The sequence below is a fragment of the Clostridium sp. DFI.5.61 genome, from assembly GCF_024462915.1.
Lineage (GTDB): Bacteria > Bacillota > Clostridia > Oscillospirales > Oscillospiraceae > Lawsonibacter > Lawsonibacter asaccharolyticus.
This window is the reverse complement of the sequence record NZ_JANGBZ010000003.1, coordinates 59,188-72,048: the sequence shown is the minus strand read 5'-3', so window position 1 is coordinate 72,048 and position 12,861 is coordinate 59,188. Positions and strand designations below refer to the sequence as shown.

The following is a 12,861-nucleotide window of genomic DNA, read 5'->3' as shown; positions in this document are numbered from 1 at the left end:
GTGCAGCCTTTCTGACGAATGATGGTTTTTTCTGTGCTTAGGAGAATTATTGGCAGAAGCGCTGTTTCTGAACGGCAATCCGCTTTCTCATCAGCGTGACAAAAGCGCTTGGTTCAATGACTTCCAGCACCGGGCCGAAGGACAGCACCCTAATAAGCAGCTCGGTCTCATCGTCCTTGTCGTAACGGAGCCTGATCTGATAGAGCCGATCGGCCAACTTCTGAGTCTCTTTTTCAAAATGGGAGAAGTGTAGCAGCACACGTTCCAGCCCGTTGCGCTCGTCATGAAGCAGCATTACAAGCTCTTCGGAATTTTCCTGAGGCAGCGTGATGGATTTGGGATCATAGGCATCCAGCAACTCGCATGAACGCACACGAGCCATATTGATCGTGTTGAGCCGTCGCTTGCCGGTTGCCAGTAACCTGAACTTATCGTCCTTGGCGGAATATTCCAGGCGGTAAGGTATACACTCGATCGAATGGCGGGCGCCGGTATGGCCACGGAACCGGATACGCAGTTTTCTCTTCTTTCGAATTGCCTTCAGTGCTGTTTGGAAGCAAGCTATGTAGGCGGGATCCCCATACGGATCTCCGTCCGCGTACTGGTCAAAGAGAATGAAGGTGTCCTGAGCATACAGCGGATCAATATCTTCCAGCCCGGTCGTGTCCGGATCAAACAGAGCGATTCTGGGATCAGACAGCAGCGCTTTGAGCCATCTCTTTTGGAGCATTGTCAAAGGCATGGTTGGCTTGTGGTGAAGTATGGAATGATACTCCTGATCGAGTAAAGGCCAGGTTCCGGATTTCAGCGCTGCCGGAATTGCAAGCGCGCTTTCCGCGAAAGCCTTTTCCCGGACAAGCTCGGTCATTCTTCGATCTGTCAACTTCCCATCGGATGCTTCGGAAAGGACAGCTGCGACGACATTGAAATAGCTTCCGTAGATCTCACTGAATAACATCGTTGCCACCTCCGTACAGAGCGTCCATCCGAGCCAAATCTTCTTGGAACATATCCAAAACATACTGGCTGGAGCATTTGAGATCTACAATGCGGCCGATGAAGGTGCGCAGCCAGGGCAGTATCTCTGAGGCATCATAGACATCGGCTGAAAACCTGCAAGTCTGTGAGTCCAATAGTTCGACTGTACCATGGCGCTTCTCGCGCTCCAGGCGGTGCAGCACGAATTCCTCGCCCGGGTCAAAATGGACCGTCATTTCAATATGATCCAAATTATGGTCGGGACCCGTTGAGACACCCCAAAGGTGCTGGTCAAACTTCTCCTGGTACCCTAAGTACTTGCTGTAGTGTTTCTCGACATTCCCAATCGTGACCTTTTTGATGGCATCCAACCGGAAGAAAGATAAGTGCCGCCCCCGGTAATGGTAGCCGAGCAGATACTGGCGCCCGGACTGGGTGCTGACATAGATCTTCAGAGGACAAACCGTCCTTTGATAGTCGCGGCCACTCCGCAGGCTCCTGACGGTCAGTTCCGCAGCTCTTTTTTCATCGATTGCCGCCAACAGATCACAGAGGACATCACTGTCCAGGGCGTGGAGCATGTAGTGATGTTTGAATCGGAAGCTATCAGAAGGTTTTTCCAATTTATCGATCAAGAAGGAGCCAATCACCCCGAGTGGATCCTCCTCGGAGAAAAAGGATAGGGCGTCTGCCCAGGTATTCAAATCAACGGTGTTATCATCCGTTCTCCGGTAGAGTACCTCACGACCGCATTTCTCGGAGCTTAGCAGACCAAGCGCCTCATATTCCTTGAGCTTTTTCCGCACGGTGGATTCGTCTGGAGAGAAGGCGCCGCTGAAATGAGAGAGATAGTCATCATTGATGCAATCGACAATCTCTCTGGAAGAAAGCGCGCTGCCATCGGCCAGCAGGTCCATCACATAGAAGTGGAGGGTGATGTCCTTATCGGTAAAGCTTTTGGCTTTAAAAGCCTTGTGGAGCGGGTTGTGTGGGATCCGCCTGCTGTCAACCGAGAGGAATACATTCTTGCCGGATGTGTCCTGATGGAAGGACATAAAGTCGCCGATCCAACTCTCAATTCTTCGCCGCTCATTATCGTAGCTGCGGGCACTCTTGATGCTGTACTCTTCCCGACTCTTAAACCCATAGACATAGAATTCGCGCATGTAGCTCCGGATACGCTCAAAACTCTTGACCAACTCACTATATGCCACGAAATCCACCTCCTGCAGTTTATGGCCTCATTTTACCACAGGAGGTGTCCAAATGAAAGAACAGCTCCTTGCCAACTGCGGTCTGGAATGGGTTTGAACCAATTTTTCGCAGACTTTTAGGTAGTTGCTCTTGAGTTCGCAACTTTTTTTCCGTGTTTTTCCTCTGAACAGGCAGTATTCTTAAATCACGAAAAGCGCATACAGCAAACCCATGCATATGACTTTTAATCATAGACGCTGTTCTGGTCTGGCGTAGTAACCTCTCCGAAATAAAGAATGCGCTTTGTAAAAGACGCTAACAGCATTATCTATTAACATTAGCTCAACGAAGGAGCACCTGCTTTCGGGGCAGGCCGACAAAGGGTGAGACCCCCTTTATGATGATAAAGGACAGCGTCTTGTCGAATACATCTCCGGTAGTTCAGATGGTAGAACGGGAGACCCCAATCTCTGTGTCGTGGGTTCGAGCCCCACCCGGATGATGTATTCACTCCTTAGACAAAAAGGCACCAACAGCAAAGATTGAATAGCTAAGATGGTTATAGCAGGCGGTTCATACCCGTCGTTCGTGGGTTCGATTCCCACTTCACATGGTGCCTTGTTTTATCAATAAAGATGCCCACAGCAACACCCAACGGTCTTGAATCCGATCCGATGCAGAGGTCAGGGCGCCGGTCAACTGGCGGCTTAGGACTTGCGATATGTCAGGCATCTTGTGAAAGGCACCAACAGCAATTCTTGGTAACAACTACGACTAGAAATCGTACTTTCGGGTTCAAATCCCTGATGGTGCCTTGTATAACCAATTCATCACGGAGGAGTGATTTCCATGCTGAAGTTTCTAAAGAAAGAAGCAAATATGACCCATACGGAAAATGGCGCAGTTACATATCGTTCCACCCAGTCTGAATGTCTGGATCTGTTCGCTACGATCGGCGCCCTGCGCAGAGAGCGTGACGAGGAGATCACGAATCGCTTCCTCCGCGCCTATGCCGAAGACGCTGATCTGGCCATGAAGACCCTGTTCTTTGCGAGAGATATTCGTGGCGGTATCGGCGAGCGCCGTGTCTTCCGTACCATTCTGAAGTGGCTGGCCGACAACGAGCCGCAATCCCTGGAGAAGAACATCCAGTACATTGCAGAGTATGGACGCTACGATGACCTGCTGGTCCTGATGGGCACCACATGCGAAGGCAAGGTGCTGCATCTGATCAAAAAACAGCTGGCAGCTGACTTTGCCGCTCTGGAGGCCGGCGAGTCCGTGTCCCTGCTGGCCAAGTGGCTCCCCTCCGTCAATGCCTCCAACGAAGATGTGATCCGGCAGGCGAAGCGAATTGCCCGTGCGATGGGTATGAACGACGCCCAGTACCGCAAAACGCTGAGCGCCCTGCGCACCAAGATCAGCATCATCGAGAACAACCTGCGCGAAAAAGACTACACCTTCGATTACTCCAAGCAGCCCTCCAAGGCCATGTTCAAGTATCGTAAGGCCTTCATGCGAAATGATGGAGACCGCTATGATGAATTCATGAGCCGTGTCGCCGAGGGTACGGAGCAGCTCCACACTGGCACCCTGACGCCCTATGAGATGATCAAGCCCTTCTTCGGTCGCGGCGATATCTCCGATCAGGAGCGCAAGGCCATTGACGCAACATGGAAGACACAGGAGGATTTCACTGGCGGTGAGAACGCTCTGGTCGTCATTGATGGCTCCGGCTCCATGTACGGTGGTGCTGATCCCATCCCCGCTACTGTGGCGCTGTCTCTTGGTATCTACTATGCCGAGCTCAACACCGGCGCATTCCAAAACCACTTCATCACATTCTCTGAGAATCCCAAGCTGGTGGAGATTAAGGGCAAGGATATCTACGAAAAGGTGCGGTACTGTCACCAGTTCAACGAGGTCGCCAACACCAATATCCAGCGTGTGTTTGAGTTGATCCTCAAGACTGCCGTGAAGAACCGTGTGCCCCAGAAGGATATGCCTGCCAAGATCTTCATTATCTCCGATATGGAGTTCGACTACTGTACTGAAGATTGCTCCTTGACCAACTTCGAGTATGCGCAGCGGCTCTTCGAGGAACATGGCTACCAGCTGCCCGAGGTGATGTTCTGGAATGTGGCAAGCCGTAATCAGCAGCAGCCCGTCAAGATCAACGACCAGGGCGTTGCGCTGGTATCCGGCTGTAATCCCCGAATCTTCTCCATGCTGAAAGCCGGCATTCTTTCCCCCTATGCCTTCATGATGGATGTTCTGGGTTCCGAGCGTTACGCGGCGATCGTGGCATAATAGAGCTGACGCAGGAGGTGATAGCAGGTATGTTATCGCCTCCTGCTTTTTCTTTCCCAACAAAAGTGTTGCTGTTGGCAGAGATGAACCGTAAAATAAAGAGTATGAAGGAAAGGGAGATCGTTGTGATTACGATTCAAGGTTTATATAATACTGCGGTCTGTTACACCCCCGAGTTGGAGGAGGCAGCCCGCAAGCAGATCCAGACCGTTTGCGATCAGGCCGAGTTTGCCGGCTGCAAGATCCGGATCATGCCCGATGTCCACGCTGGCAAGGGCTGTACCATCGGTACCACCATGACCATCCAGGACAAGATCGTGCCCGGTATGGTTGGCGTCGATATCGGCTGCGGTATGGAGACTGTTGAGCTTCGTGAGCGGGAGGTCGACTTTGAGAAGCTGGACGCCCTAATCCGCAGGGAGATCCCCTATGGCCGTGAGGTTCGAGACATTCCTCATGCACTGAACGCTGAGATCGATCTGACTCACCTCCGCTGCACAGATCAAGTCAATCTCAACCGGGCCATGCGCAGCATCGGCTCTTTGGGTGGCGGCAACCACTTCATTGAGGTGGATCGCGCGGAGGATGGCCGGTTGTTCCTGGTGGTCCACTCTGGCAGCCGTCATCTGGGCACCGAGGTGGCTGAGCACTACCAGAATGAGGGTCGGCGTGCCCTTTGGGGCGGCGCCCAGCATCAAGTTCAAGCCGCCATTGACCAGCTGAAGGCCGAGGGCCGGTTCCAGGAGATCCAGAAGACCATCAAGGCGCTCAAGAAGGAGCACGAGCTGAATATCCCAAAAGATCTGGCCTATGTGGAGGGTAAGCTGTTCGAGGACTATATCCACGATATGAAGCTGACACAGCAGTTCGCCATGCTCAACCGCAAGGCCATGGTGGATGTTATCATGACTGGCATGGGCTTCACGGCGGTGGAGACCTTCACCACCATCCACAACTATATTGATACGGACGCCATGATCCTGCGTAAGGGCTCTGTCTCCGCCAAGGCCGGCGAGAAGCTGCTGATCCCCATCAACATGCGTGACGGTAGCCTGATCTGCAGCGGCAAGGGCAACGAGGATTGGAATTGCTCCGCACCTCATGGCGCCGGCCGGCTGATGAGCCGCAAGGCGGCCTTCAATGCTCTGTCCATGGAGGAGTTCCAGAAGGAAATGGAGGGTATCTACACCACCTGTGTTGTGCCCGACACGCTGGACGAGTCTCCCATGGCCTATAAGAGCATGGAGGAGATCGTCGCTCAAATCGGCCCTACTGCGGAGATTATTGAGCGGATCCGTCCTGTCTATAACTTTAAGGCAGCAGACTGAAATACAATGATGAAAGGCGGTGTTGACCGTGGAAGCATTGATCAAAGAAAAGCTTCATGAAATCGAGCAGCGGGAGAACTGCCGCATCCTTTTGGCCGTGGAGTCCGGTAGCCGTGCTTGGGGCTTTGCTTCTCCGGACAGCGACTATGATGTGCGCTTCATTTATGTGCGCCCCAGAGAGAGCTATCTCAGGCTCAACCGGGTCCGTGATGTGATCGAGCTGCCCATCAATGGTGTTCTGGACATCAACGGTTGGGATGTGGACAAGACACTGAAGTTGCTCCATAAATCCAACCCCACCGTATTTGAGTGGTTTTCCTCTCCCATCGTGTATCAGACCACTGACTTCACTGAGGCGTTTAAGCCCGTCATGCGGCGCTACTTCTCGTCCAAGAGTGGCCTTTGGCACTATCTGCAGATGGCGGAAGGAAACTATCGAGAATACCTGCGCGGCGACATGGTGAAGGCCAAGAAGTACTTCTATGTACTGCGGCCAATCCTTGCTTGCCGGTGGATCCTTGAAAAAGGTACTCCGCCCCCAATGCTCTTTTCTGAACTGGCGGCGAGCCAGCTTCCGGACTACCTGGAGAAAACCGTTGCGAAGCTGCTTGATCTGAAGATGAACTCCCCTGAGGTGAAGATGATCCCGAGAATCGATATCCTCAACGCTTACATGGATCGGAGCATTGCAGAGGTGCGTGCTCTGGTGGAGCAGTATCCGAGAGAAATCACGAAGGACTGGGAGGAACTCAATGCGCTGTTCCTCGCCGCACTGGAGATGTGATCTTATGATGAAATTGCCACCACAAGTGAATACAGCATTTGAGATGCTTGAAGCGGCCGGCTATGAGGCGTACCTTGTTGGTGGCGCAGTGCGTGATTATGTGCGTGACAACAGTCCTGCGAAGGATTGGGACATCACCACCAACGCGCTCCCAGAGCAGGTGGAGGAGATCTTTACAGGCTACCACCTGATTGAGACTGGCTTGAAGCATGGGACTGTAACTGTTGTGATCGACCAAGAGCCTCTAGAAATCACGACCTATCGCGTTGACGGGGACTACTCCGACCATCGGCATCCGGACTCAGTCAGCTTTACCCGCAGCCTGAAGGACGATCTTGAGCGCCGGGACTTCACCATGAACGCTCTGGCCTACAACCCCAGGACAGGTGTTGTTGACTTCGTAGGAGGCAAGGCGGACATTGCCGGCGACCTTGTCCGCTGCGTGGGAGATCCAGATCGGAGATTCCAGGAAGATGGCCTGAGAATGCTCAGAGCCCTTCGCTTCGCCTCCGTGTATGGCATGACGATCGAAGCTGCCACGGCAGCGGCCATCCACAGGAACAAGCACTTGCTCAAAGGTATCGCTGCGGAGCGCATTCTGGTTGAGCTTACCAAAATGCTCTGCGCTCAGGGCGCGGCAGGTGTTCTGCGGGACTTCGCCGATGTGCTGGCCGTCCCGATCCCGGAGCTCACACCCATGTTTGGCTTTCCGCAGCATAATCCACATCATGACAAGGATGTCTGGGACCATACCATCGCGGTCATTGAAAGTATCACCCCTGAACCGGTGCTTCGTTGGGCAGCCCTGCTGCATGACATTGGGAAGCCTTCCTGTTTCTCGCTCGCCGAGGATGGCATTGGCCACTTCTTCGGGCACTCGGATCAGAGTACTTCAATGGCGGAGAGTATCCTCAGTAGACTTCGCTTCGATAACGCCAGCAAAGAACAAATTGTAAGACTCGTTCGCTATCATGACATGCCCATCACGGCCGACAGGAAGCCAATCAAACGGCTTTTGAGCAAGCACGGTGAGGATGCTACCCGGCAACTGATCGAGCTGCACAAGGCAGATACGCTTGGTCAATCGGCCATCTGCAGACACCGGATCGCAATCTTTGAGGAAGTATCGCAAATGATCAATGAGATCCTGCAGGAAGAGAGCTGCTTCACACTCAAGGACTTGGCAGTTAATGGACATGATATGATGACATTGGGCTTTCAGGGACCGACCATTGGCCGTGTGCTGCAGGAATGCCTGGATGCAGTCTTGGATGAGCAGATCCCCAACGAGCATGAGGCGCTGATGGCCTTTGCAAAGGATAGACAGCTGAAGAGTTAATACCAAAACGGCAATACCAAGCAGGTATTGCCGTTTTGGTATGCACAGGAACTTAGGTGGGTTGTAGGGTTTTGTCGATGGTCGTATAATGAGTGATGAAGCAAAGTGACGATCGTGAGGTTGCCTTTGACTTCGATTATGCTACTCACTTGTTCCGGCAACTCTCTAAATCGCATCACAAGGGAACATTTTCCCTATTTTTGCGTCTATATCAATAAGGGATTCATGGCTGATATGAAAAGGAGGCTGCTGATATGAAACAGAAAAAGAAATGGGTTATTCCCCTCTGTGTGATAGGAGTCATACTGCTACTTTGTGCGGGTGGCCTTTGGTATATGATAAATCACTCCATGAGTTTCTCTGTCGGACGCTGCTTAGTAGCGGACAACGGATCGTATATGTTCATCGACGGAAACTCACCCATTATCATGAGCAACCGAAAGGATAAGGAAGGTCTGTTCTCTGGCTTGGGGACCGGCGATAAGATTTTGATCTTCCACGATGGGATTGCGGATACCTATCCAGGCAGGACCGGTGCGTATTGGTGTGTGAAATTGGAAGACGGTACGCAGGCCGATATTCCGGAACAGGTCATAGAAGAGCTTACGGAACTCGGATGGACCATTGTAGGAAATGAAGCTGATCCAGATTCCGTGACGCCTGAACCGGGAGCATACGCTTTTGAGGCGCAGTACATCCGGACCAATGGCGGACCTGAAGATGGCTATCCTTACCACACCGTGATCAGTTCCAGAGCGGAATTGGAAGCCTATTACGAGGCATACAAGGACATTTATAGTCTGGAACGAAGAGAGACAGTCTACTCCGACAGCACAATCGGCTTTTTGGATGCCTGCGACAAATACGATAACGCCTATTTTGAACGGCAGAATCTTGTTCTGATCGTACTGCAGGAAGGCAGCGGATCAATTCGGCATGAGATTACAGATGTGCGTCGTCACCGTATTGAGAACGGTGCATTGGATGGGTGGGACATTACGATTGACCGTAAGGTCCCTGAGGCAGGAACAGAGGATATGGCTCAGTGGCATCTATTCCTTGAAGTGCAGATGGGCGATGTGATCAAGGCCACCGACAAGGTTTGGATCAATGGAAAACAGAGCGAACGCACTCCGGCAATATCCGGTCTTGTTGGTATCAGTCGTACTCCGTCGATAAGCGCCTATCAGGATCCCTGGGGAGTGAAGCTTACTGCAAAGAATATTACCCCGTCTGGATTGACCATTGTTTGTACGCAGCAAGATGGAGAACCAACCGGTGAGCTGCAGACCGGCAGTTACTACGGACTCGAAATGCTGCAGGATGGCGAGTGGGTTGCGGTCGAGCTGCTTCCTATGGAGTATGAGCTTGCCTGGACGTCAGAAGCATGGATGATCCCTAACAATGCGGAAACAGAATGGGAAGTGAATTGGAGCCGCCTGTACGGAGAGCTTCCCGCAGGTTCCTACCGGATCAGCAAATCGGTTATGGATTTCCGGGGTACCGGTGATTATGACACCAAAACCTATTATGCAGGCTTTGATCTCGTGGACGCCGCTGACACAAGTAATGTTTCCTACGAACACGGCGGATTTGGCGTCAGTGTGCCGCTTCTTTCTGGTTGGGAATACAAGGTTGAGGAATACAGTGCCGATGGCATGAGCTATGGCGTCAGTTTCCGACCCGCTGGTGAAGATGGATGGATCGATTTCCAATATTGGCCTACATTCGGCGTCTGTGGCACCGGATTGTCAATGAAGGAATTTGGAAATGGTTCCATGGGCACCTACGATGGCGGTGCTATCTGGAACTTTATCAGTTACCCTGCCAGCAAAGGCAACTTTGTGGCAACGACCCAGGGTGTAAATAGCTGGTGGTCACGCTACGGCGAGACTGCTATGGAAATCATAACGCAGGTAATCTGCACAGACACCATCGTAGACTAAGGAGGGTACGCAGTATGAAACGAATTGTAGCGCTATGCCTCGCAGCGGCTTGCCTGATTTCTATGGTAGGCTGCGCAGGAGATACCAATATGGACGAAAAGAAACCAAACAACTCCGCATCGGCCTATGCTCTGGCACTGGCTAGCTATCCGGAGATGGCTCCCTACCCAAACGAGATGGAGTATTTTGATGAAAAGACCGGTGAGTTTGACAGCGATGGCTTTGATGTGGTCTATGACGCCTGGCAGTCGGACAGAAAGGCCCAACGCAGTCAGCCGGAAGGCTATGCAGACGGTCTGGAACCGTTCTTCGCCAGTTCAATCCGAGAGTTTCTCAGCAATTCCAACGGGGAGAACAAGGTATACTCTCCTCTGAGTGTTTACATGGCCCTCGCCATGCTGGCAGAGGTGACGGACAGTGAAAGCCGCCAGCAGATCCTTGACCTTCTAGGAAGTGAAAGCATTGAGGCTCTGCGCTCCCAGGCAGCCAGTGTTTGGAACGCCAATTACAGCAATGACGGCGCCGTGACAAGCATTCTGGCAAACTCCCTGTGGCTGAATGAGTCCGTAAATTTCAACCAGTCCACAATGGACAGTCTGGCAAAGAATTACTATGCGTCCTCCTTCCGTGGTGAGATGGGCAGCGAGGAATTTAATCAGGCCTTGCGGGACTGGATCAATGAGCAGACCGGAGGACTGCTGGAAGCGCAGGCCGATGGTCTGTCGATGGACCCCGAGACCGTTATGGCTTTGGCCTCTACCATCTACTACCGAGCCAAGTGGCACAGTGAGTTCAATGAGGCCGGAACGGAAAAGGGCCTGTTCCATCTGTTCAGTGCTGATGGAGAGACCGTGGAGTGCGACTTCATGCACAAGGGCGGCAGCAACACCTATTACTGGGCAGATCAGTTCGGCGCTGTTGCTCTGAGCCTGGAGGGCAGCGGCAAAATGTGGTTCCTCCTGCCTGATGATGGCGTGGCTATGGATGATCTGCTTGCCGATGAGCAAACGATGGAGTTCCTAAACAGCAATGGAAACTGGGAGAACAGCAAGCACCTGATCGTGAATATGTCCGTTCCCAAATTTGATGTTGTCTCTGATCTTGACCTGCGTGATGGCCTGAATGCGCTGGGTATTACCGGTGTATTCGATGCCACGGTGGCCGATTTCAGTCCCATGACTTCGAAAGTTGCAGAGATATTCCTTTCCAAAGCCGACCATGCAGCCCGCGTTGCCATCGATGAAGAGGGGGTTACCGCAGCGGCATATACCGTCATGATGATGGCTGGTGCTGCGGCGCCACCTGAAGAGGAAATGGACTTCGTATTGGATCGACCGTTCTTATTCGCCATTACTGGTGCAGATGGACTTCCACTCTTTGTTGGCGTAGTCAATAGACCGTGAACTGAAAAAAGGCAATAAGAAAACGGCAGTGCCACAATGTGGCATTGCCGTTTTCATGTATATCCGATGCATTGAGTTGTTTACCCCTCATAGGACTGCGGCTGGTAGCCATAGTGCTTGGCAAAAGCTTCATAGTCAACCCATTTCGGGTTGTCAAAGATCCTTGCAGCGTAGAGCTCAAGCGTGTAATGCTCCAGTTCTGCTTTCGTCTTTAACCAATAGGTGTGCTCCTTCTCCCACTCCAGGAGTTTATCGAACAAGTCTTCTTCGTGGCTCCGGACAATGAGCTCACGCACCAAATCGCGCCAGACATCGTTCCTGATGTCTCCAAGATCCGTCTGGATACCATTGCGGTACCCGTACTTCTTATCTCTCCCAGAACCAGAAAGAAGAATCGATTGACCAGTGCTGAAATGTGCGTGTAGATCTTTATGCGTGAGTTGATCTCTGTTAGGAACTGCCGGTAGTGAGTCAATAATCGTGCGCGGATACATAGACATACCTCCATTCTGGTAAGTCTTACGGATTATCGGTCGAAAATGCAACAAATCGATCATAATGAGCAAAAACGGAAAACCGCGCCACACTGTTGTCGCCGTTCTGTGATATAATCGAACTATGTCGAATAATCAATTCCCTTTGGATCAGCCGCATCCGACCATCATCAAGAAACGACCGGATTGACAATGCACATATTATGTAGTATTATTGTAGTGCAAAGGAGGCTTGAACATGGATTCCAACATGACTTTTCGCATTGATTCTGAAGTGAAAGCGCAAATGGCAGCCATCTGTGATGCACTGGGCATGTCAACTTCTACTGCCTTTAATATTTTTGCCAATGCCTTTGTTCGAGCAAAAGGCATGCCTTTTGCTGTCACGATTCAGGAGCCTGTAACAGCTGTGAGCCGCGAAAAAATGCTGGCGGACACCGATCAACTATTGAGCGAGTTCGCTTCTGACTATAAGAGGATGGCAGAATGATTTGGGTTACAGCAGAAGATGTCGTAGCGATTCATAGCCGTATCATTCAAGTTTCTGGTGGCATTGATGGTCTGCGTGATCGTGCTGGATTAGAAGCGGCTATTGCCGCACCCCTTCAATCATTTGGAGGAGAAGATCTTTTTCCAACTGACATAGAGAAAATCGCTCGTATTGGGTTTGGGTTAGCGTCCAATCACGCATTTATCGATGGCAATAAGCGAATTGGCGCCATGGTCACGCAACTGCTACTCAAATGGAATGGATATCAGTTCCAATTGGAGCAGAATGAGCTGGCCGATATGTTCATTGGTATCGCGGATGGCACAAAGGACGAAACGGAGCTTCGGTATTGGATCAACGACCATATTGAATAACGAAAAGGTTGCCTCACGCAATAATGTGAGGCAACCTTTTTGTTAAAGCCGACCTGATTTGACGAAAAAAAGCCGGGCTGTTTTGTCGGATAGCCGGAGTGTTTTGGCTGCATGGCCGAGTTGTTTTGTCATTTTATCGGCTGTTTGATGTGGCGAGCCACATTTCGTCATTTCATAGGCTCACTAAAGAAGAGAAACCATTATCTCAGCTTATCGTTTCG

General features: G+C 51.5%; 11 protein-coding genes and 1 tRNA gene. 9 read left to right on the top strand and 3 right to left on the bottom strand.

Annotated elements, in window-relative coordinates:
• Positions 1-46 precede the first annotated feature (46 nt).
• Positions 47-958, bottom strand: coding sequence for a WYL domain-containing protein (locus tag NE584_RS02890; RefSeq protein WP_256181707.1), 912 nt, complete (start codon positions 956-958; stop codon positions 47-49).
• Positions 945-2,192: a WYL domain-containing protein gene (locus NE584_RS02885; protein WP_108979737.1), complete on the bottom strand. Its 1,248-nt coding sequence runs from the start codon at positions 2,190-2,192 to the stop codon at positions 945-947. The genes NE584_RS02890 and NE584_RS02885 overlap by 14 nt, the downstream gene beginning before the upstream one ends.
• 410 nt (positions 2,193-2,602) lie before the next feature.
• On the opposite strand from NE584_RS02885, the gene NE584_RS02880 reads away from it, so the two are divergent.
• The 7 genes from NE584_RS02880 to NE584_RS02850 all read left to right on the top strand — a co-directional run bounded on the left by NE584_RS02880 (position 2,603) and on the right by NE584_RS02850 (position 11,282).
• A tRNA-OTHER gene (locus NE584_RS02880) sits at positions 2,603-2,675 on the top strand.
• A 346-nt stretch (positions 2,676-3,021) separates the two neighbouring features.
• On the top strand, positions 3,022-4,482 hold the full coding sequence (locus tag NE584_RS02875; RefSeq protein ID WP_195324785.1) for a DUF2828 family protein: 1,461 nt from the start codon (positions 3,022-3,024) through the stop codon (positions 4,480-4,482).
• A gap of 125 nt (positions 4,483-4,607) precedes the next feature.
• Positions 4,608-5,810, top strand: coding sequence for an RtcB family protein (locus tag NE584_RS02870; RefSeq protein ID WP_119347309.1), 1,203 nt, complete (start codon positions 4,608-4,610; stop codon positions 5,808-5,810).
• 28 nt (positions 5,811-5,838) lie between these two features.
• Positions 5,839-6,594 (top strand): nucleotidyltransferase domain-containing protein, encoded by a 756-nt coding sequence (locus NE584_RS02865; RefSeq protein ID WP_119347830.1) that lies wholly within the window; start codon positions 5,839-5,841, stop codon positions 6,592-6,594.
• A 4-nt stretch (positions 6,595-6,598) separates the two neighbouring features.
• Positions 6,599-7,933: a CCA tRNA nucleotidyltransferase gene (locus NE584_RS02860; RefSeq protein ID WP_226907817.1), complete on the top strand. Its 1,335-nt coding sequence runs from the start codon at positions 6,599-6,601 to the stop codon at positions 7,931-7,933.
• 254 nt (positions 7,934-8,187) lie between these two features.
• The gene (locus NE584_RS02855) at positions 8,188-9,879 is read left to right on the top strand and encodes an immunoglobulin-like domain-containing protein (protein ID WP_108979734.1); all 1,692 of its coding nucleotides are present in this window, start codon (positions 8,188-8,190) and stop codon (positions 9,877-9,879) included.
• Between the two features lie 14 nt (positions 9,880-9,893).
• Positions 9,894-11,282, top strand: a complete 1,389-nt coding sequence (locus tag NE584_RS02850; protein ID WP_108979733.1) for a serpin family protein — start codon at positions 9,894-9,896, stop codon at positions 11,280-11,282.
• Positions 11,283-11,362: 80 nt separating this feature from the next.
• Here the strand turns inward: NE584_RS02850 and NE584_RS02845 are convergent, their stop codons facing one another.
• A complete protein-coding gene (locus tag NE584_RS02845) occupies positions 11,363-11,776 on the bottom strand; it encodes a hypothetical protein (protein ID WP_148341862.1) in 414 nt (137 codons plus the stop codon).
• A 238-nt stretch (positions 11,777-12,014) separates the two neighbouring features.
• Between NE584_RS02845 and NE584_RS02840 the strand changes: the two genes are divergently transcribed.
• Together NE584_RS02840 and NE584_RS02835 are read left to right on the top strand one after the other, a co-directional pair.
• Entirely contained in the window at positions 12,015-12,266 is a 252-nt protein-coding gene (locus tag NE584_RS02840) for a type II toxin-antitoxin system RelB/DinJ family antitoxin (RefSeq protein ID WP_108979731.1), read from the top strand.
• Positions 12,263-12,640 (top strand): type II toxin-antitoxin system death-on-curing family toxin, encoded by a 378-nt coding sequence (locus NE584_RS02835; RefSeq protein ID WP_108979730.1) that lies wholly within the window; start codon positions 12,263-12,265, stop codon positions 12,638-12,640. Before NE584_RS02840 ends, NE584_RS02835 begins: the two co-directional genes overlap by 4 nt.
• Positions 12,641-12,861: the final 221 nt, after the last annotated feature.

What these genes read in the sequence shown, in the direction of transcription:
- NE584_RS02890 (WP_256181707.1), bottom strand. Translation starts at nt 958, where the DNA reads ATGTTATTCAGTGAGATCTACGGAAGCTATTTCAATGTCGTCGCAGCT.
- NE584_RS02875 (WP_195324785.1), top strand. Translation starts at nt 3,022, where the DNA reads ATGCTGAAGTTTCTAAAGAAAGAAGCAAATATGACCCATACGGAAAAT.
- NE584_RS02860 (WP_226907817.1), top strand. Translation starts at nt 6,599, where the DNA reads ATGATGAAATTGCCACCACAAGTGAATACAGCATTTGAGATGCTTGAA.
- NE584_RS02855 (WP_108979734.1), top strand. Translation starts at nt 8,188, where the DNA reads ATGAAACAGAAAAAGAAATGGGTTATTCCCCTCTGTGTGATAGGAGTC.
- NE584_RS02850 (WP_108979733.1), top strand. Translation starts at nt 9,894, where the DNA reads ATGAAACGAATTGTAGCGCTATGCCTCGCAGCGGCTTGCCTGATTTCT.
- NE584_RS02845 (WP_148341862.1), bottom strand. Translation starts at nt 11,776, where the DNA reads ATGTATCCGCGCACGATTATTGACTCACTACCGGCAGTTCCTAACAGA.
- NE584_RS02840 (WP_108979731.1), top strand. Translation starts at nt 12,015, where the DNA reads ATGGATTCCAACATGACTTTTCGCATTGATTCTGAAGTGAAAGCGCAA.
- NE584_RS02835 (WP_108979730.1), top strand. Translation starts at nt 12,263, where the DNA reads ATGATTTGGGTTACAGCAGAAGATGTCGTAGCGATTCATAGCCGTATC.